Origin of the sequence: Pseudomonas sp. ICMP 8385 (genome assembly GCF_002699915.1) — a bacterium.
GTDB classification, from domain to species: domain Bacteria; phylum Pseudomonadota; class Gammaproteobacteria; order Pseudomonadales; family Pseudomonadaceae; genus Aquipseudomonas; species Aquipseudomonas gessardii.
Genome location: NZ_LKBY01000137.1, coordinates 1 through 20,325 on the forward strand (window position 1 = coordinate 1; position 20,325 = coordinate 20,325).

The 20,325-nt window shown below is 54.5% G+C and carries 16 protein-coding genes and 6 pseudogenes; 19 read left to right on the plus strand and 3 right to left on the minus strand.

Annotated elements, in window-relative coordinates; translation table 11 throughout:
* Positions 1-16: 16 nt before the first annotated feature.
* From AO268_RS27870 to AO268_RS27895, 6 genes are read left to right on the plus strand one after another with little or no spacing between them, the layout of a single operon-like run.
* Positions 17-862: an alpha/beta fold hydrolase gene (locus AO268_RS27870; protein WP_032495581.1), complete on the plus strand. Its 846-nt coding sequence runs from the start codon at positions 17-19 to the stop codon at positions 860-862.
* A 9-nt stretch (positions 863-871) separates the two neighbouring features.
* On the plus strand, positions 872-1,657 hold the full coding sequence (dmpE, locus tag AO268_RS27875; RefSeq protein WP_099170512.1) for a 2-oxopent-4-enoate hydratase: 786 nt from the start codon (positions 872-874) through the stop codon (positions 1,655-1,657).
* 20 nt (positions 1,658-1,677) lie between these two features.
* On the plus strand, positions 1,678-2,601 hold the full coding sequence (locus AO268_RS27880; RefSeq protein ID WP_016355711.1) for an acetaldehyde dehydrogenase (acetylating): 924 nt from the start codon (positions 1,678-1,680) through the stop codon (positions 2,599-2,601).
* Between the two features lie 13 nt (positions 2,602-2,614).
* Positions 2,615-3,655 (plus strand): 4-hydroxy-2-oxovalerate aldolase, encoded by a 1,041-nt coding sequence (gene dmpG / locus AO268_RS27885; RefSeq protein ID WP_016355712.1) that lies wholly within the window; start codon positions 2,615-2,617, stop codon positions 3,653-3,655.
* Positions 3,652-4,446 (plus strand): 2-oxo-3-hexenedioate decarboxylase, encoded by a 795-nt coding sequence (dmpH, locus tag AO268_RS27890; protein ID WP_016355713.1) that lies wholly within the window; start codon positions 3,652-3,654, stop codon positions 4,444-4,446. Before dmpG ends, dmpH begins: the two co-directional genes overlap by 4 nt.
* Positions 4,447-4,501: 55 nt before the next feature.
* Positions 4,502-4,693: a 2-hydroxymuconate tautomerase gene (locus AO268_RS27895; protein WP_032495584.1), complete on the plus strand. Its 192-nt coding sequence runs from the start codon at positions 4,502-4,504 to the stop codon at positions 4,691-4,693.
* Positions 4,694-4,895: 202 nt separating this feature from the next.
* Here the strand turns inward: AO268_RS27895 and xylS are convergent, their stop codons facing one another.
* On the minus strand, positions 4,896-5,858 hold the full coding sequence (gene xylS, locus AO268_RS27900) for a XylDLEGF operon transcriptional activator XylS (RefSeq protein WP_032495585.1): 963 nt from the start codon (positions 5,856-5,858) through the stop codon (positions 4,896-4,898).
* A 452-nt stretch (positions 5,859-6,310) separates the two neighbouring features.
* Between xylS and AO268_RS27905 the strand changes: the two genes are divergently transcribed.
* From AO268_RS27905 to AO268_RS27975, 13 genes and pseudogenes are all read left to right on the plus strand, one after another.
* A complete protein-coding gene (locus AO268_RS27905) occupies positions 6,311-8,011 on the plus strand; it encodes a sigma-54-dependent Fis family transcriptional regulator (RefSeq protein ID WP_099170513.1) in 1,701 nt (566 codons plus the stop codon).
* Between the two features lie 129 nt (positions 8,012-8,140).
* Positions 8,141-8,888: pseudogene (locus AO268_RS27915) on the plus strand (ISL3 family transposase); the annotation flags it as partial.
* A 126-nt stretch (positions 8,889-9,014) separates the two neighbouring features.
* Complete coding sequence (gene tnpB / locus AO268_RS27920; RefSeq protein ID WP_032495593.1) at positions 9,015-9,374, plus strand: IS66 family insertion sequence element accessory protein TnpB; 360 nt, start codon at positions 9,015-9,017, stop codon at positions 9,372-9,374.
* A gap of 19 nt (positions 9,375-9,393) precedes the next feature.
* Positions 9,394-9,621, plus strand: a pseudogene (locus AO268_RS27925) (transposase domain-containing protein); the annotation flags it as partial.
* Positions 9,596-9,932, plus strand: a pseudogene (locus tag AO268_RS27930) (ISL3 family transposase); the annotation flags it as partial. The pseudogenes AO268_RS27925 and AO268_RS27930, both read left to right, overlap by 26 nt.
* A gap of 738 nt (positions 9,933-10,670) precedes the next feature.
* A complete protein-coding gene (locus AO268_RS33360) occupies positions 10,671-11,420 on the plus strand; it encodes an alcohol dehydrogenase catalytic domain-containing protein (RefSeq protein ID WP_257154469.1) in 750 nt (249 codons plus the stop codon).
* Between the two features lie 328 nt (positions 11,421-11,748).
* Positions 11,749-13,212, plus strand: a complete 1,464-nt coding sequence (locus AO268_RS27945) for a benzaldehyde dehydrogenase (protein WP_016355719.1) — start codon at positions 11,749-11,751, stop codon at positions 13,210-13,212.
* Between the two features lie 24 nt (positions 13,213-13,236).
* Positions 13,237-14,331: a xylene monooxygenase subunit XylM gene (xylM, locus tag AO268_RS27950; RefSeq protein WP_016355720.1), complete on the plus strand. Its 1,095-nt coding sequence runs from the start codon at positions 13,237-13,239 to the stop codon at positions 14,329-14,331.
* Between the two features lie 184 nt (positions 14,332-14,515).
* On the plus strand, positions 14,516-15,565 hold the full coding sequence (locus AO268_RS27955; protein ID WP_032495589.1) for a 2Fe-2S iron-sulfur cluster-binding protein: 1,050 nt from the start codon (positions 14,516-14,518) through the stop codon (positions 15,563-15,565).
* A gap of 184 nt (positions 15,566-15,749) precedes the next feature.
* Positions 15,750-16,850 carry an NAD(P)-dependent alcohol dehydrogenase gene (locus AO268_RS27960; protein WP_032495590.1) on the plus strand — a complete coding sequence of 367 codons (1,101 nt, stop codon included), beginning with the start codon at positions 15,750-15,752 and terminating at the stop codon, positions 16,848-16,850.
* Positions 16,851-16,980: 130 nt separating this feature from the next.
* Complete coding sequence (locus tag AO268_RS27965; protein WP_099170514.1) at positions 16,981-18,366, plus strand: OmpP1/FadL family transporter; 1,386 nt, start codon at positions 16,981-16,983, stop codon at positions 18,364-18,366.
* A gap of 376 nt (positions 18,367-18,742) precedes the next feature.
* Positions 18,743-19,096: a hypothetical protein gene (locus tag AO268_RS27970; RefSeq protein ID WP_004575902.1), complete on the plus strand. Its 354-nt coding sequence runs from the start codon at positions 18,743-18,745 to the stop codon at positions 19,094-19,096.
* Positions 19,097-19,263: 167 nt separating this feature from the next.
* Positions 19,264-19,398: pseudogene (locus AO268_RS27975) on the plus strand (IS66 family transposase); the annotation flags it as partial.
* A 94-nt stretch (positions 19,399-19,492) separates the two neighbouring features.
* Here the strand turns inward: AO268_RS27975 and AO268_RS27980 are convergent.
* Both AO268_RS27980 and AO268_RS27985 read right to left on the minus strand, forming a co-directional pair.
* A pseudogene (locus AO268_RS27980) lies at positions 19,493-19,766 on the minus strand (type II toxin-antitoxin system RelE/ParE family toxin).
* Positions 19,766-20,039, minus strand: a pseudogene (locus AO268_RS27985) (CopG family ribbon-helix-helix protein). The pseudogenes AO268_RS27980 and AO268_RS27985 overlap by 1 nt, the downstream one beginning before the upstream one ends.
* Between the last annotated feature and the right edge of the window lie 286 nt (positions 20,040-20,325).

Genomic DNA, 20,325 nt, shown 5'->3' on the forward strand with positions numbered 1-20,325 from the left:
CTCTGAGGACCTGGTCATGAACGCACCGCAGCAAAGCCCTGAAATCGGTCGAGAGATTATCGCTGCCGGCTACCGCACCAACCTGCATGATCAGGGCGAAGGCTTCCCAGTCCTGCTGATCCACGGCTCCGGCCCCGGCGTCACCGCCTGGGCCAACTGGCGCGGGATCATTCCGCAGCTGGCGCAGACGCGCCGGGTGGTCGCCCCAGACATGCTCGGCTTCGGCTACAGCGATCGCCCGGCTGACGGTCGGTACCATCAGCAGCGCTGGGTCGAGCATGCCATCGGCGTGCTCGACGCCCTCGGCATCCAGCAGGCCGACATCGTCGGCAACTCGTTCGGCGGCGGGCTGGCGCTGGCACTGGCCATCCGTCACCCCGAGCGGGTGCGGCGGCTGGTGCTGATGGGCAGCGTTGGAGTGAGTTTTCCAATCACGCCGGGCCTGGATGCTGTCTGGGGCTACGAGCCGTCCTTTGCCAGCATGCGCCGGCTGATGGACGTTTTCGCCTACGACCGCAACCTGGTCAACGATGAGCTGGCCGAGCTGCGTTACCAGGCCAGTATCCGCCCCGGCTTTCAGGAATCCTTCGCCCAGATGTTCCCAGCCCCGCGCCAACGCTGGGTCGACGGGCTGGCCAGCGACGAAGCGGACATCCGCGCCTTGCCCCACGAAACACTGGTGATCCATGGCCGCGAGGACCAAGTGATTCCTTTGGCGGCCTCGCTGACCCTGGCCGAATGGATCGCCCGCGCCCAGTTGCACGTCTTCGGCCACTGCGGCCACTGGACCCAGATCGAGCACGCCGGCCGTTTCGCCCGCTTGGTCGAGGATTTCCTCGCCGAGGCCGCCCCCCTTTCCTGAGAGAGAACTATGGACCAGATATTGATCAACGAGCTCGGCGACGAGCTGTACCAGGCGATGGTCAACCGCGAAGCGATCGCGCCGCTGACCGAGCGCGGTCTCACCATCAGCATCGATGACGCCTACCACATCTCCCTGCGCATGCTTGAACGCCGGCTGGCCGCCGGCGAGAAGATTATCGGCAAGAAGATCGGCGTCACCAGCAAGGCGGTGCAGAACATGCTCAACGTGCACCAGCCCGACTTCGGTTACCTGACCGACGCCATGGTGTTCAACAGCGGCGAAGCCATGCCGATCAGCCAGAGGCTGATGCAGCCCAAGGCCGAGGGCGAGATCGCCTTCATCCTGAAAAAAGATCTGCTCGGCCCCGGTGTGACCAACGCCGACGTGCTGGCCGCCACCGAATGCGTGATGCCCTGCTTCGAGATTGTCGATTCGCGCATCCGCGACTGGAAAATCAAGATCGAGGACACAGTGGCGGACAACGCCTCCTGCGGGCTGTTCGTGCTCGGCGACACGGCGGTGTCGCCACGCCAGGTCGACCTAGTCACCTGCGGCATGCTGGTGGAGAAGAACGGCCAGTTGCTCAGCACCGGTGCCGGCGCTGCGGCCCTGGGTTCGCCGGTCAACTGCGTAGCCTGGCTGGCCAACACCCTGGGCCGCTTCGGCATCCCGTTGAAGGCTGGCGAAGTGATCCTCTCCGGCTCGCTGGTACCCCTGGAGCCGGTCAAAGCCGGCGACTTCATGCGCGTAGAGATCGGCGGCATCGGCAGCGCCTCCGTGCGCTTCATCTGATCGAACAGAGGACAACCCCCATGAGCAAGAAACTCAAGGCGGCCATTATCGGCCCCGGCAATATCGGTACCGATCTGGTGATGAAGATGCTCCGTTCCGAGTGGATCGAGCCGGTGTGGATGGTCGGCATCGACCCCAACTCCGATGGCCTCAAGCGCGCCCGCGAATTCGGCATGAAGACCACAGCCGAAGGCGTCGACGGCCTGCTGCCACATGTGCTGGACGACGACATCCGCATCGCTTTCGACGCCACCTCGGCCTATGTGCATGCCGAGAATAGCCGCAAGCTCAACGCGCTTGGCGTGCTGATGGTCGACCTAACCCCAGCGGCCATCGGCCCTTACTGCGTGCCGCCGGTCAACCTCAAGCAGCACGTCGGCCGCCTGGAAATGAACGTCAACATGGTCACCTGCGGCGGCCAGGCAACCATCCCTATGGTCGCCGCGGTCTCCCGCGTGCAGCCGGTGGCCTACGCCGAGATCGTCGCCACCGTGTCCTCGCGCTCTGTCGGCCCTGGCACGCGCAAGAACATCGACGAGTTCACCCGCACCACCGCCGGAGCCATTGAGCAGGTCGGCGGCGCCAGGGAGGGCAAGGCGATCATCGTCATCAACCCGGCCGAGCCGCCGCTGATGATGCGCGACACCATCCACTGCTTGACCGACAGCGAGCCGGACCAGGCCGCGATCACCGTCTCGGTCCACGCGATGATCGCCGAGGTGCAGAAATACGTGCCCGGCTACCGACTGAAGAACGGCCCGGTGTTCGACGGCAACCGCGTGTCGATCTTCATGGAAGTCGAAGGCCTGGGCGACTACCTGCCCAAGTACGCCGGCAACCTCGACATCATGACCGCCGCCGCGCTGCGCACCGGCGAGATGTTCGCCGAGGAAATCGCCGCCGGCACCATTCAACTGCCGCGTCGCGACATCGCGTTCGCGTGAGAGGAGTAGCACCATGAATTTGCACGGCAAGAGCGTCATCCTGCACGACATGAGCATGCGCGACGGCATGCACGCCAAGCGCCATCAGATCAGCCTGCAACAGATGGTCGCGGTGGCCAAGGGCCTCGATGCGGCAGGTATGCCGCTGATCGAGATCACTCACGGCGACGGCCTTGGCGGTCGTTCGATCAACTACGGCTTCCCGGCGCACAGCGACGAGGAGTACCTGCGCGCCGTGATCCCGCAGCTCAAACAGGCCAAGGTGTCCGCCCTGCTGCTGCCCGGCATTGGCACCGTCGAGCACCTGCGCATGGCCCTGGACTGCGGCGTCTCGACCATCCGGGTGGCCACCCACTGCACCGAGGCGGATGTTTCGGAGCAGCATATTGGCATGGCACGCAAGCTCGGCGTCGACACCGTCGGCTTCTTGATGATGGCGCACATGATCAGCGCTGAGAAAGTCCTTGAACAGGCCAAGCTGATGGAAAGCTATGGCGCCAATTGCATCTATTGCACCGACTCGGCCGGCTACATGCTGCCCGATGAGGTCAGCGAGAAGATTGGCCTCCTGCGTGCCGAGCTGAATCCGGCCACAGAGGTCGGTTTCCACGGACACCACAACATGGGCATGGCCATTGCCAACTCCCTGGCTGCCATCGAGGCAGGTGCAGTGCGCATCGATGGCTCAGTCGCCGGCCTCGGCGCCGGTGCCGGCAACACCCCGCTGGAAGTGTTCGTCGCGGTGTGCAAGCGCATGGGTGTGGAGACCGGTATCGACTTGTACAAGATCATGGACGTCGCCGAGGACCTGGTGGTTCCGATGATGGATCAGCCGATCCGCGTCGACCGCGACGCCCTAACCCTGGGCTACGCCGGGGTGTACAGCTCGTTCCTGCTGTTCGCCCAACGCGCCGAGAAGAAATATGGCGTCTCGGCCCGCGACATCCTAGTCGAACTGGGCCGACGCGGCACCGTCGGTGGCCAGGAAGACATGATCGAAGACCTGGCCCTGGACATGGCGCGGGCTCGTCAGCAGCAGAAGGTGAGCGCATGAACCGTACTCTGATCCGCGAACAGGTGCTGGCCCTGGCCGAGCACATCGAAAATGCCGAGCTGAATGTCCACGATATCGGCAAGGTGACCAACGATTTTCCCGATATGACCTTCGCCGACGCCTACGACGTGCAGTGGGAAATCCGTCGGCGCAAGGAGGCCCGCGGCAACAAGATCGTCGGCCTGAAGATGGGACTGACCTCCTGGGCGAAGATGGCGCAGATGGGAGTGGAAACGCCGATCTACGGCTTCCTCGCCGATTACTTCAGCGTGCCGGACGGCGGCGTAATCGATTGCGCCCAGCTGATCCATCCGAAGATCGAGGCGGAAATCTCGGTGGTGACCAAAACGCCTCTGCACGGCCCGGGCTGCCACCTCGGCGATGTGATCGCGGCGATCGACTACGTGATCCCCACCGTCGAGGTGATCGACTCGCGCTATGAGAACTTCAAGTTCGACCTAATCAGCGTGGTCGCCGACAACGCTTCCTCGACCCGCTTCATCACCGGTGGCCGGATGGCCAGCCTGGAGGAGGTCGACCTGCGCACCCTCGGCGTGGTCATGGAGAAAAACGGCGAAGTGGTCGAACTCGGTGCCGGCGCCGCGGTGCTCGGCCATCCCCTGTCCAGCGTGGCGATGCTGGCCAACCTGCTGGCAGAGCGCGGTGAGTACATCCCGGCCGGTACCTTCATCATGACCGGCGGCATCACCGCCGCCGTGGCGGTGGCGCCGGGCGACAACATAACCGTGCGTTACCAGGGCCTCGGCTCGGTGTCCGCACGCTTTATCTGACCCCCCGCGGCCGGTTCTGCACGGACGGCCGCCCCCTTTTTTCGGAGGACGAGGTATGCCCATCGCTCAGTTGTACATCCTAGAAGGTCGCAGCAACGAACAGAAGGAAACCCTGATCCGCGAAGTCAGCGACGCTATGTCGCGCTCGCTGGACGCACCGATCGACCGAGTACGGGTGATCATAACCGAGATGCCCAAAGGCCACTTCGGCATCGGCGGCGAACTGGCCAGCAAGGTCAGACGCTGAAAGTGGAGATGCGCAAAGGCATTTCGGGTCGAAGAACCCGACCTGGATTGGCAGGCGGCCACAAAGAGCGCGGGCAAACGCCGGCACAGCAGCGCTATGCAGCTATCGCCAGTGGAGTTTGAGAAACGCTATTTCAGAGCTTGGAGAGTGTCTGGGAATGCCGGGGCGATTCAACCCATCCCTTCTTCGGCTACGTTCGTAATCAAGCCACTTCCTTGCATTGACGCAGGGTGTCGGAAGGCAACTCGCCGAACGCGCTCCTATAGTTTTCAGCGAAACGTCCCAAATGTAAGAAGCCGTAGTCTAGGGCTATCTCAGTTATACTACGCACATTGGCACTGGGATCGCTCAAGCAGGCGCGGATGCTTTCGAGCTTACGGTTGCGGATGTAGTTCTTCGGCGTGGTGCCGGCATGCTTCTCGAACAAATTGTAGAGCGAGCGTGGACTCATCATCGCCAGCTCCGCTAACCGCTCAAGGCTGATATTGCGTTTGAGATTATCCTCAATGAATTGAACGACTCGCTCGAAAGACGGGCTACCTTTGCTGAAAGTTTCGCGGCTGACATTGCTGCCCAGCATTTCGAGCAGCTTGGAAGCGATGATCCCCGCATAGTACTCTTGGACCCGAGGCATCGACTTTGTATGTTCAGCTTCGTCACAAGCTAACCCGAGTAGATTGATAAAGCCATCGAGTTGCTGGAGATTGTGTCGCGCGGCGAAACGGATACCCTCTCTCGGCTTGTGCCAATTGTTCTCACTGCATGCCCGATCAAGGACCACTGAGGGCAATTTAACGATAAATTTCTCGCAATCTTCTGAATAGGTCAGGTCCGCTTGGTCATCCGGATTGAGCAGCAATAGTTCGCCCGGCGCAAAATAGTGCTCCTGGCCATGGTCACGCCACAGGCAATGGCCTTTGAGTATTATTTGCAGATGATAACAGGTCTCCAAACCAGGCGAGATCACCCTCACGCTACCGCCGTAGCTGATTCGACACAGGTCGAGGCCTCCGAAGATTCTGTGGTGCAGCCTGCCTGCCGGGCGCCCGCCCTTGGGCAGGCGAATAGAGTGCGTACCGACATACTGGTTAACATAGTCGGAGACTGCATAGGGCTCGGCATGGACGAAGATCTGACTTTTCTCGTTCAATAAGCGAAAATCCATAGCTCACGGTTCTCTTATTTTTATGTGGGCTGCTTGGTGTGATGTAGAAAGGCGCCAGGTCAATGAAAATGCATCTCGACGTGATGCGTATACGGTTTACCCCCATTGCCACGTTGCGCCAACCTTTTTGCAATCAGTGACCACCTTGCAACGCAAAAACAATGCCAAGAAGAACGAAAACGTTCTTTTTAAGAAGCGAGAACACCAGAAAACATTCAGTTCATGCTGTCGGGGCATACGGCGACGAATTGGCGGATAAAGGGATCGGCGTTGAGGTGGATTTCAGTTAATCAATTGGTTAATTTTTCAGGACCACCTAAGCAAATGCTAAAGTGGTAAATGGAATGCTGAGCCGGCAAGCACAGGCCTTGACGTTGCAAGGTAGTCATGACCGCAGTGAGCCTCTAATGTGCTGCGGGGTGGATCATCCCGATAAAAACAAGAGGAAAACAATGTCCCTTATATACAAACCCAAGATGCAGCATGAGGATATGCAAGACCTTAGCAGGCAGATCCGTTTCGTTGCCGCCGAAGGCAAGATCTGGCTGGGAGAGCAGCGCATGCTGCTAATGCAGCTATCTACGCTGGCCAGCTTCCGTCGCGAAATTATCAGCTTGATCGGTATCGAGCGGGCCAAGGGTTTCTTCCTGCGGTTGGGCTATCAGTCCGGCCTGATGGATGCCGAGCTGGCACGCAAGCTGCGGCCGGCCATGCGCGAGGAGGAGGTGTTCCTGGCTGGGCCTCAATTGTATGCGCTCAAGGGGATGGTCAAAGTACGCTTGCTGAAGATGGATATCGCCATCCGGGACGGACGTTTCAACGTGGAGGCCGAGTGGATTGATTCCTTTGAAGTGGATATCTGCCGTACTGAGCTGGGCCTGATGAATGAGCCCGTCTGCTGGACGGTGCTAGGCTATGCTAGCGGCTATAGTTCGGCATTCATGGGCCGCAGAATCATTTTCCAGGAAACTAGCTGTCGCGGGTGCGGTGACGATAAATGCCTTATCATCGGCAAGACCGCAGAAGAGTGGGGCGATGTCAGCAGTTTCGAAGCCTACTTCAAAAGCGACCCGATCGTAGACGAGCGCTACGAACTGCAGACCCAGGTTGCCAACCTGCGCAACCGCCTGAAACGGTACGATGGGCAGTATTACGGCATTGGCCATTCGCCAGCCTACAAGCGCATCTGTGAGACCATCGACAAGGCTGCACGTGGCAAGGTTTCGGTCCTGCTACTGGGTGAGACTGGGGTGGGCAAGGAGGTAATCGCGCGCAGCGTGCATTTGCGCAGTGAGCGCGCAGAGCAACCGTTCGTCGCGGTGAACTGTGCGGCAATTCCGCCGGATCTGATCGAGTCGGAACTGTTTGGTGTCGATAAGGGCGCCTATACGGGCGCGGTCAATGCACGCGCTGGACGTTTTGAACGGGCCAACGGCGGCACCATCTTTCTTGATGAGGTGATCGAATTGACGCCGAGGGCCCAGGCCATCCTGCTACGGGTATTGCAGGAAGGAGAGCTAGAGCGGGTCGGCGGCGACCGCACGCGAAAAGTCGACGTGAGGTTAATCACCGCAACAAACGAGAACCTGGAAGAGGCGGTCAAGATGGGGCGCTTTCGCGCAGACCTGTTCTTTCGGCTGAATGTTTTTCCCGTGCATATCCCGCCGTTGCGCGAGCGCGTGGAAGATATCCCGCTGCTGGTCGAGCATTTTCTCAGAAGGCACCATAAGGAATACGGCAAGAAGACTCTTGGCTTGTCTGATCGAGCGATGGAGGCCTGCCTCCACTACCAATGGCCAGGCAATATCCGCGAGCTGGAGAACGCCCTTGAGCGCGGGGTGATTCTCACCGAAAGCAACGAAAGCATCAGTGTCGAGTCGCTGTTCCCGGGGTTGGCGACGGCTACTGAAGGCGACAGGCTATCGAGCGAGGGCCGGGTGGTGGAGGAGTCCGGTGACAGTTGGTTTAGGCAAATTATCGACCAGGGCGTCAGCCTCGAGGATCTCGAAGCGGGTTTAATGCGCACGGCCATGGACCGTTGTGGGCAGAATATCTCACAGGCGGCGCGGTTGCTGGGATTGACCCGCCCGGCAATGGCCTATCGACTTAAGAAGCTTGACCCCAGCTTATCTGTGAAAGCAATGGGCCGATAGCTGCCTTGCGCCAGGTTTGGGCCTTTCTAAGGTCCTTCGCGGATTCTGGGGAAAGAGCGAGTTGACAGGCAGGGAAGTGGGTAAATTGGCAGTCGCTCAACATCCCAACCCCCACACCCTGCTGTCGCCGTGCATCCTATTGATCTTGCCGCTTTCTGGCCAGGCTACGACGACGTCGCCTCTCGCCCCGTAGCTGAAAATACCCTGCTGATCGAGCTCGAACCCCAGGCCACGCGAGTGCCCCGGTGTGGGCGCTGTCTGCAGCCCTGTCCGTTGATTCACGAACGGCGTCTACGCCACGTGCGTGACCGCGACCTGCTGGATCAGCGGGTGTTGCTCCAATTGCCCGTGCGTCGCGTCGACTGCCTGCGGTGTGGGCGGGGTGACCGAACGGATCGATTGGCTGGAGCCGGCTTCCCGCCTGACTCGACGTTTGCAAACCTGGCTCGAGGGCTTGTTGCGGATACTGCCCATCAGCCACGTCAGCCAGCTTACCGGCCTGCATTGGCACACCCTCAAGGCCCTCGACAAACGCCGCCTGGAAGCGCAGGCAGGCGCCATCGAGCCCGGCGACTTCCGGCGCTTGGTGATGGACGAGTTCGCCCTGTACAAGGGCCATCGCTACGCCACGGTGATCATGGATGCCGAGCGAACACGCGTGCTGTGGGTTGGCCACGGCAAAAGCCGCCAGGCGATTCGCCCATTCTTCGAGTGGCTCGGTGAGCATTGCCAGCACATCGAGGCGGTAGCCATGGACATGCACACCGCTTTCGACCTGGAAGTGAAGCGACACTGCCCTCAAGCCGAAGTGGTGTACGACCTGTTCCATGTGGTGGCGCGCTATGGTCGTGAGGTGATCGACCGTATCCGCATCGACTAGGCCAACCTCCTGCGCGATAACAAACCAGCGCGCAAGGTGTCGTAAGCGCTCCACAAAACCCACCTGTGCCTAGACAATGGATCATTGGATCCTGAGCTCCCTTTCCCGCTGGAGCTCCGTTCCATGATGCGTCCCGATGCCAAGGTGCAGAAGGTCTATCTCTATCCCAAGCCCGTCGACTTCCGCAAATCCATCAACGGCCTCGCCGCCCTGGTCGAGCTGGACATCAAAGTGGAAGTCTTCAATCCGGTGCTGTTCGTGTTCCTCAATCGCACGCGCAGCCAGGTGAAAATGCTCTACTGGGAGCGCAACGGTTTTTGCCTCTGGCTCAAGCGCCTGGAGGCCGAGCGATTCAAGACCAAGCCTGATGCCGGTGACCAGGCCATCGAGCTGACGGTCAACGAATTGAACTGGCTGCTCGACGGCATCGACCTGTGGCGAAACCGCCCTCATCAAGTCCTGACGCCGCGTTACGTGGCCTGAGCCGGTATAATCCAGCGCCATGAAATCTGGCGCTGACACCCTTCCTGACGATCCCGTCCTGCTCAAGCAGATGCTGCTGTCGGCACAGGGAAAGCTGGCGCAACTGCAGGAACAGAACGCCCTGCTGTTGCAGCGCCTGTTTGGCCGCAAGTCCGAGCAAACCGCCGATCCTGACTCCCCGCAACTGCCATTGCTCAACGAGGCGGAGGCGCTGCTCGACGTTGCACCGCAACCAGCCGTTGGCGACGGTCTATCTGCTCAAGGACGCACTGAAGGAAGTCTGGTACGCCCCGAGCGTATGGGAAGGCTGGCAACGCTGGCGGGCCTGGCTACGGCATGCCCGTGATAGTGGCTTGGCACCGCTACAGCGCTTCGCCAAAAAACCTCAGGCGCTATATACGCGGCATCCTCGCCAGCGCTCGTTTTCCCATGCACACCAGCCTGCTGGAGGGCCTGAACAACCGCATCAAGGTGATCAAGCGCATGGCCTATGGTTTCCGGGACTCGAACTTCTTCTTTCCGAAAATCAAGACCGCCTTCCCCGGGAAAGCGCGATGAACCTTTTTTATCGCTGGCTTGATCAAATCGACAGGTGATTCTGCGCGATTGACGATTTGCTCAAATACAGCCAGCGTGCTGGAGATTTCACTCATGCCCTTTTTTATTTTTTTACAAAGTAAATCAATAATTTAGATGCGATATACGGATCGGTATAAGCAATGGCATGGCGGTTGCTAGCTATACGAGACTTAAAATAAAAATAGTGGTGACCTTCAATGTTGTATTTTCTCAACTCTGCTCAGATTGGTTGCTTTCGCCATGTATATCCTCAAAGCGGGCCAGCCATATCCGTTACGCCTGGAGTCTGTGACGCTGGCCTAGAGCTTTTTAAGGGCGAGCCCAAGCAGGCTAGCCCGACCACCAATTTTTGTGAGGCCAGGGTCATTGACGTGCGTGCGACTTTGCGCACCATTTGCGTCGCAGTTATCGGCTTCATCTCTCGTAATAGGGTTATAGATGCCAGTCCCACGGTGCGGCTGCATCAATCTTCAATCTCATCGCTAACCTCAACCGACTATATGCCCAGGTTTGCAACGATATATCCAGCCTGTCGCGCATTCGCTCGAGCCTTAGTCATCTACCGCAGTCACAGCTGTAGCGACATTACTAACCAGCCGTGTCGATCTCGGAAGCTGTGCGTTTGTTGCCGAGAATTTGGCTGCTTGTGATGCATTAAGTGATTTGATATCGCCGTCCTCGCTACCTATAACATCTGACGTCTACATAGGTGATCCAATGCTCGCAATAAGGAAAACTAAAGCAGGGCCAGGAGGGTTATCTGTCGATGATGTGGCCGCCCCTAAAGAGGTCCACAGTACTGACGTGCTGGTGAAAATTGAAGCGGCCGGTGTCTGTGGTACTGACTTGTTGATCTATAAATGGGGCGAGTTCGCCAAAAGAATGAAACTCCCCACTATCTTGGGTCATGAAATTAGCGGGGTGATTGAACAGGTCGGATCTGACGTTAAAGGTCTAAGGCCTGGGATGCGCGTCAGTCTGGAGAGTCATCTCCCTTGTGGAACGTGCTATACGTGTCGACGCGGTTGGGCGCATGTATGTCCTAATACACGGTATCCGGGGGTCGACTTTGATGGAGGCTTCGCGTCTTTCGTTGTGGTTCCGGAAAGCGTGTGTTGGCCGGTGCCGCGCGGAATTCCTCCGCTCCAGGCGGCAATGATGGAGCCGTTCGGGCTTGCGGTGCATGCAAGTCTGGAAGGTTCTGGGGTTTCGGGATTGAATGTTCTTGTTTCTGGTTGCGGTCCGATCGGACTTATGAACATTGCAGCCGCCAAAGCACTGGGAGCAAGCAAGGTCATTGCAACTGACATTCATCCTCTGCGCCTCACTGCAGCAGCCAAAATGGGGGCGGATGAATGCACTAATGCAACTGAAGAGAGCGTTTATAACACTGTGCGTTCGCTGCTCGGTGAGAGGGGAGTAGATGTTGCAATTGACTATTCCGGGCAAGCAGCGGCGCTAAAGTAACTTATTCAATCCATCACCCATGGTGGTGAGTTGCGACTGATGGGCGTCCCGTCACATGATATTTTGCTCAACTTAGAGGAGTGGCTTTTTAAAGGCCTTATTGTACGTGGCATGCATGGCAGGCGTCTGTTTGAAACATGGGAGCGTTCAACTAGCTTACTGGTTACAGGGCGTGTTGATTTGTCTTCGCTCGTATCGCATCGATTGCCACTATCGGCGGCAGAGGATGCGTTCGAAATGGCCTTAAATGGTCAGTCCTTGAAAATCCTGTTTGAGCCCAATGGCACATGTATCTAATTTATAATTTTGAAGTTAAGGAGGCATAATTATGCGGGAAACAAAAGAGCAGCCTATCTGGCACGGGAAGGTGTTTAGTTCTAATTGGGTGGAGGCGCAGGGAGGTGTTGCCAATGTTGTAGACCCGTCCAATGGAAACATTATTGGCGTTACGGGCGTGGCTAACGGCAAAGATGTCGATGCTGCTGTTAACGCAGCTAAGAGAGCGCAAAAGGAATGGGCCGCAATACCATTTAGTGAAAGAGCCGCTATTGTCCGCAAGGCTGCCGAAAAACTAAAGGAGCGCGAACATGAGTTCGCCGATTGGAACGTGCGGGAATGCGGCGCGATTCGCCCGAAGGGCTTATGGGAGGCCGGAATTGCCTATGAGCAAATGCATCAAGCTGCGGGTTTAGCTTCTTTGCCCAATGGTACGTTGTTTCCATCGGCTGTCCCGGGGCGCATGAATCTTTGTCACCGCGTACCGGTTGGCGTGGTGGGTGTAATTGCACCTTGGAACTTCCCGTTGTTTTTAGCAATGCGTTCGGTAGCACCAGCCTTAGCGTTGGGTAACGCGGTGATCTTAAAACCCGACCTTCAGAGTGCTGTCACCGGGGGGGCGCTCATTGCCGAAATCTTTTCCGACGCTGGCATGCCTGAAGGTGTTCTTCATGTTCTTCCTGGTGGAGTCGACGTAGGAGAGTCGATGGTTGCAAACTCCGGAATTAACATGATTTCTTTTACCGGATCCACACAGGTGGGCCGGTTGATCGGAGAGAAATGCGGGAGAATGCTGAAAAAGGTTGCGCTTGAACTGGGTGGTAACAATGTCCACATTGTGTTGCCTGACGCCGATTTAGATGGGGCCGTCAGATGCGCTGCTTGGGGTACGTTCTTGCATCAGGGCCAAGTGTGTATGGCTGCCGGACGTCATTTAGTACATAGAGACGTTGCTCAGCAATATGCAGAGAAACTGGCGCTACGTGCCAATAACTTAGTGGTGGGAGATCCAAACTCGGATCGAGTACATCTCGGCCCACTTATCAATGATAAACAGGTAGTTCGCGTCCACGCGCTCGTCGAATCTGCACAAAGGGCCGGTGCTAAGGTTTTGGCAGGAGGTACATATCAAGATCGCTATTACCAAGCAACCGTAATCATGGATGTGAAACCTGAAATGGAGGTTTTCAAATCTGAAATTTTCGGTCCGGTGGCTCCGATCACTGTTTTTGACAGTATTGAAGAGGCGATTGAATTAGCAAACAGTTCGGAGTATGGCTTGGCTGCGTCTATTCATACTACGGCGCTGGCGACTGGTCTGGACATTGCGAAGCGTCTAAACACCGGTATGGTCCATATTAACGATCAGCCAATCAACTGTGAACCGCATGTTCCTTTCGGTGGAATGGGTTCTTCGGGGAGCGGTGGACGGTTTGGCGGACTTGCAAGTATTGATGAATTTACCCAATCTCAATGGATTAGCATGGTTGAAAAGTCAGCTAGTTATCCCTTCTGAGTTAATAATAAGTAGGAGATAAAAATGGATACAATTCGTTACTACCTGATCCCTCTTGTTACTGCGTGCGGGCTAATCGGATTTTTCTATGGCGGCGCCTGGGTTTGGCTCGGGGCGACAACGTTCCCTGCGCTAATGGTGCTTGATATCGTTTTGCCAAGGGACTTTGCAGCAAGAAAGGTCAATCCATTTTTCGCAGACCTTACTCAATACTTACAGCTACCGTTAATGATCGGTCTATATGGATTGCTAATTTTCGGGGTAAAAGGCGGGAAGATCGACCTAGGTCAGCCATTACAAGTGGTAGGGTGCATCCTTTCTTTGGCTTGGCTAAGTGGTGTGCCAACTCTTCCAGTTTCGCATGAGTTGATGCATCGTAGACACTGGTTGCCTAGGAGAATGGCGCAGCTACTGGCCATGTTTTATGGTGATCCGAACCGAGATATTGCCCATGTCAACACACATCATCTTTACCTAGATACGCCCCTCGATAGCGACACCGCGTACCGTGGACAGACAATTTACAGTTTCGTGATCAGTGCAACCGTTGGTTCCGTTAAGGATGCGATAAAGATTGAGGCTGAAATTTTACGTAGAAAAGGAAAGTCGCCATGGAATTTGTCTAATAAAACATATCAATATTTCGCACTCTTGTTTGCTCTGCCTGGTCTGGTCACTTTTTTAGGAGGGGCGACTTTAGGACTAGTTACGATTGCTGCAATGATTATTGCGAAAGGGATAGTTGAAGGTTTTAATTACTTTCAGCACTATGGTTTAGTACGCGACCTAGATAAGCCTATCCTCCTGCACCATGCTTGGAACCATATGGGAAGGATTGTACGCCCGCTTGGTTGCGAGATTACCAACCATATTAATCATCATATTGATGGTTATACACGTTTCTATGAATTGCGTCCGGAAAGAGAGGCCCCTCAGATGCCTTCACTCTTCGTGTGTTTTCTTATAGGGCTTATTCCGCCTCTCTGGTTCACTCTCATTGCAAAACCAAAATTGAAGGACTGGGACCAGCGGTACGCAACTCCAGTTGAACGCGAGCTGGCTATAGCTGCTAATAAAAAAGCGGGATGGCCACTGTGGGTGGGCCAAGTAACTAGCTAATTAAAAGTAGCTTGAATTTAAATTTATTGCTGATTGAGGCCGTAGATGAACGTTTGGAACGAAAGGATTCTACGGTCTTTTTTAGAAAATGTGTTTCCAGGTCTTCCTGAAAAAGCCCAGGGTTAACTATTGTTTAGGCGTTTTGCAAGTGCACGGGTTACCAAACTTAGCGATGGATTTCTGAATGAGTTTTTTAAAGAAAATTACTGGATTATTTGCACCTCCACGGGAGTTTAATGTTTCAGTGAAAGGGCAAAAGGTTGAGTTCAAGGTGCCTCGAGGTCAAACGGTTCTCGAAAGTGCTTTGCATAATGGAATAGCCTTTCCCCATGATTGTAAAGTCGGAACATGTGGTGCATGTAAATATAAGTTAGTCTCCGGCAAGATAGGTGAGCTTGCATCTTCTGCTATGGGACTGAGTGGTGATCTCTATCAATCCGGATATCGTTTGGGTTGCCAATCCATACCCAAAGAAAATCTAGAAATCGAACTGGACACAGTACTTGGAAGGGCAATTGTTCCGAAAGAAACGAGAGCACTGATTAGTGGGCAGAAAAGACTGGCGCACGATATTATCGAATTAACGGTGGTGCCGGAAAATCCAATAGTTTTCCATCCTGGCCAGTATGCTGATATTGAATGTTCCGAATTGTCTGTTGTAAGAAGCTATTCGTTTTCTTCACCCTTCCAATCCGAAGGTTCTCTGAGTTTCCATATCCGGCTAGTTCCGGGTGGGGTCTTCAGTGGTTGGTTATTTGGTCATGATCGAACAGGGACTACAATAACCCTGCGAGGCCCCTATGGACAGTTCGGACTCCACGAGAGTGATACCGTGATGGTCTGCGTAGCTGGTGGAACGGGTCTCGCGCCAATTAAATGTCTTTTACAGAGCATGACTGAAATCCAACGTGAGCGTGTAGTTTTCTTGTTTTTTGGCGCGCGTCAGCAGCGTGATCTGTATTGTCTTGATGAAATAAAAGCACTGCAACGAGATTGGATTGGACGTTTCGAGCTTATTCCGGTGCTGTCCGAAGAACCTGCTACATCCTCCTGGAAAGGAAAGCGTGGCATGGTAACCGAACATTTTCAGGAGTTCTTACAGGGGCAACCGTGTGAAGGATATCTCTGTGGGCCTCCGCCGATGGTGGACGCGGCAGAGTCCGAGCTTCTTCGACTTGGTGTGGCGCGCGAATGTATATATGCAGATCGATTCTATAACCGCCCCCCAGTATGAGGGGGATGCCCTGTAGACAAAATAATTCATCCGGCAAAAGCTCTAGCTCAATCTGAATTTTCTTATGGGGATCGTTCTAGTTGATGTAAGACAGTTACTCCTCGTTGAGTTGCGGATGAGGAAATACATAGTTATTGTGTGTGAAGTCTGGTGAAGTTCTTGATAATTACAAGAGGAGATTCAAATGGAGATCAAAGCGGCAGTTGTCCGTCAAAAAAATGGTCCATTCATACTTGAGGACGTGATCCTTAACGAGCCCACATCGGATCAAATCCTAGTTCGACTGGTTGCGACCGGATTGTGTCATACGGATCTCGTTTGTCGCGATCAGCATTATCCGGTTCCGCTACCGATGGTTTTTGGGCATGAGGGGGCTGGCGTAGTTGAGAAGGTGGGGGCTGCGGTTACAAAAGTCCAGCCAGGTGATCATGTTGTCTTGACTTTTTATACCTGTGGACGTTGTGAAGCATGTCTTTCCGGTGATCCCACCAGTTGTGCTAATTCGTTCGTCCCCAATTTTATGGGGCGCTCGGTTACAGGCGAATGCACCATTCATGGACACGATGGATCGGAAGTAGGAGCTAGTTTTTTTGGACAGTCTTCATTTGCGACCTATGCGCTGGCTTACGAACGCAACACCGTGAAGGTTACGAAGGACGTCCCGCTTGAACTCCTTGGGCCTCTTGGTTGTGGTATTCAAACTGGTGCAGGCTCCGTCCTTAATGCGCTTAACCCTTCGGCAGGTTCCTCTATTGCGATTTTTGGTGCCGGGGCCGTAGGCCTTTCGGCAGTTATGGCTGCCGTTGTGGCGGGTTGTACGACAATCATCGTTGTCGATGTCAAAGAGAATCGCCTTAAATTGGCCGATGAGCTTGGGGCGACGCACGTGATTAATGCAACAAGTTCTGATCCAGTTGAGAAGATTAAGGAAATTTGTGCTGGCGGCGTTCCATATGTGCTCGAAACTAGCGGTTTGCCTTCTGTTCTTCAGCAGGCGATCCTCAGCTCCGCCATAGGTGGTGAGATAGGTATTGTAGGCGCACCACCGATGGGTGCTACAGTTCCCGTTGATATTAATTTTTTACTGTTTAATCGTAAGCTTCGAGGTATTGTTGAGGGGCAATCTATTTCGGATATATTTATTCCAAGATTGGTGGAACTATATCGTCAAGGGAAATTTCCATTTGATAAATTGTTAAAATTCTACTCCTTTGATGAGATTAATCAGGCGGCGGAGGACTCGGAAAATGGCATAACCCTTAAGCCAGTGCTTCGCATGTCCTAAAATTAGTATTATTAAATTCTTATTGGCGCGCCGTACTCATATACGGCGCAGTTAAATTTCAGAGCTATATTTCATCCTCTCCCCTTCTTTCTACGAAAGGGCAGTATAATTATAATAGATGGTGAGTGCTATGATGATGAGAAAAATTACGGTCGGTGCGATTTTGAGTGGTCTATCATGCTATGCGCTAGCGACGGAGGGGTTGTTTTTAGAGGGCTTTGGGCCAATTTCGAGAGGCATGGGAGGGACAGCTGTTTCTAATTACGTCGGGCCTGCATCAATGATGGTTAACCCAGCGACAATGGGTTTGTCAGATGCTACAGATGAAGTTCTACTCGGTTTCGACCTTATTACAACAGATATAAGTGCCTCGAATCTTGCTACGGACGAAAAAGTGTCATCAAGCACGCACTCTCAGAATAGAGGGCCTTATGTTGCCCCTCAGCTAGCGTTTACCCATAAGATTTCAAACTGGACCATTGGCGCAGGCATGTTTGCACAAGCTGGCGTAGGTGTTGAATATGGGAGGTCTAGCTTTTTGTCTCGCGGTGACGTTGGTGGGAAGGGTTATGCTACCGGCGCTGAGACGGGGCTTGAGAACTCGAGTCGTTTGTTTATTCTTGACGTGCCTTTCGCCGTAAGTTTTCAAGTTAATGATCGTCTTGCTGTCGGCGGATCGCTTGATGCAAAATGGACCGGTTTAAATCTTGATTATTTGCTTGGGATGAACCAGTTGGGTAGTCTGGCGAAAAATGGGCGAGCGTCTGGTTCCTTACTGGGATTGATAGGTACGTTGCCTGATCCGCAGGGCGTACATTTAAGCGTTAGCAAAAATAAAGCAATTGCGAGTGGTGCAGATGGTTGGGGGATCTCAGGTAAGTTAGGCTTGCTGTACAAGGTAACTCCCATAACAAATTTTGGTGCTTCCTATATGTTCAAAAGTCATATGAATGATTTAGAGGGGCGAGGGACTGTTACTGCTGTGGATGGTATCATTGGGAATGTGCCGATTGAAGGGGACGTTCGTTTTTTGAACTTTAATTCCCCTGCCAAGCTTGATCTAGGGCTGAGCCATCAGTTTACGGATAAATTTTTGGTCGCTTTTGATGTTTCTCGTGTTTTCTGGAAGGATGCTTTGAAGGATATTAAGGTGGGGTTTTCCAGTGACGTCGGAGGGGTTGATCTTAAATTACCTCAAAACGCTAAGGATTCAACGATAGTGGCGATCGGAACTTCGTATGCCGCTACCCAGAATTTAACTTTGCGAGCAGGATACCGTCAGGCTACTCAGCCATTCAACGACGAGGGTTTGCTTGCCCTAATACCAGCAGTTCTACAGAAGCATGCCTCCTTAGGTTTTAGCTATAATTTCTCTCAATCGAGCAGATTTGATGCTGCATATTCGCACGCCTTCGAGAGCAGCATGACCAATAGATCGGCTTACAACACTTCGTCACCTGTCAGGTCGTCCATGGCACAAGATAATTTCGTCATTGGCTATAATTATTCATTCTGATAGTAGAATTGAAATCGCCCATAGCGAAGAACCTGAAGTTCCGGGTTAGGGAAGCGCTGATATATTCACATTACGCTTGGTCGTCCCCACGGAAACCGTGGTTTCCAGGCCTGCTGTCCGGCTATAGCATGAATACTTCAGCGTTTTCCTAGTTATGATGTAATTCGCTATCTTTGTTGGCTTGATCTTCCGTTACTAAAAGCGGGTTGGTTGAAGTAGCGGAGTAGGCATACTTGGAATCTGAGATACGCTCCGCGCAAATCGGGCTGTGGACGATAGGCCATGCTGTTGGCGACGATCCGGGCACTTAGGGACGTTTGGGGCGCGGTGACTGTTGACCGTCATTCTTAAAACATATTAAGTTGGGTATAAATCGATGGTACTTATTCAGTGGGCTTTCTGGGTGTTGGCTGCGGCTGCTGCGGGCGGGTTGTTCTTAGGGTTGCTGTCGAAAAGGAAAGTGCGTTATCCCTCTTGGTTCGGCTTGGGGCATGGCGGGCTGGGCTTGGCGGGTCTCATGACGCTGGTCTATGCTTTGTATACCGCCGGACCAGAAGCCGCGTTCCCGCAGGCCGCGTTCTGGGCACTCGGTCTGTTGGGAGCAGCGTTTCTGGGGGGGGCGCTGTTTTTCGGCATACTGTTCCGCCAAGCCAAACCTTGGTGGGCGATCGTGGGTCACGGTGGCTTGGCGCTGGCCGGCGTCGTCGTGCTGTTTTTTGCCGCCTACTGAGGCTGGCGGGGCCCTACCTGGGGCCCTTCACATCATTGATGTCTCCGGCCCCCCCCCCGATGTCAAACTTCAGACTAGTTATCGCCCGAGCCGATTTATCAAAACGATAGATCGGGGGGCGTCAAAAAGAGCTGAAATGTCGAGTTATCCTACTTAACGTAAAGCTGCTGATCAAGAAAAGCCCTCTAGTCCCCGCGCGGGCCATGCTGCTGACCACCAAGTATGTCGACCGTCTGCCGCTGCATCGATTCGAAAAGGTGCTCAATCGTTACGGCATCGAGCTCTCCAGCCAGACCCTGGCATGATTGGTGATCCGGTGCGGTGAGCAGTTCCATAGCAACAACGCGTCGTAATTAGCTGCGCATGTGGGGAGGTGCCCTTGTGCCTCCTGCAAGGCTATGGATCCTCACGGGTGTGCCACAGGCGCAGCAGATAGATAGTTGAATTCACTACCTCGTAACGCATCTTGTACTGGCCGATCTGAATTTGGCTCACATTCTCGGCTCAAATTCTTCCAGGCGCTCGCCGATGCGCGGGCTGGCCAACAGCGTATTCGGCGCTGCTGTGAGTTGCTGTAGGGCTCGTGCAGCGGCAGGTTGATTCACCGCTGCCAGAAACTAGTACAGCCGTGCAATGTCGGACAGCGCCTTGCTTGCAACTTCAATTCCATCAGCGCGGTACCGGCAACGGCGTGTCGGTGCTAAGGCTATTAGCCCAGGCCTGCACGGCGTGGTGGTCAATTACTCGGCCAGCATCAACATCAGCTAAGGCTTCGCGGGTCAGGCGACTACGTTCCACTTCCTGGTCGATCCAAGCGGACAGAGCCTGTTTGACGATCCAGTTTTTTGGAGCGTTCCAGACGCTCTGCCATCAAATCGACCTTTTCGGCAAGTTGCACAAGGACGTGAGCCGTGACAAATCGGGTTTTTGCGGTAGTTGCCATGATGAGATACTCCTAATTGTGTATTGATTCAAAGTTAATCATAGTGATTAGTTATGCGTCGTCAAACGCCGTCAGGTTGGGCTATACCCCAACCGGGCGTAAGGCCGACCATTCAGGCCGCGTCAGAGTAGGATGGCTTTCTGAATTTCCTGACGTTCCAGCGTCCACCTCTACGACCTCAACCTGACAGACAGAGCGCTTAGCGAATGAAAGGGACTTCCCCGTCCAAGTCCGCGGCGAAAGTCGCGAGGCGGCATCAAGGTGCCATGATGAAGTTTCATAACTG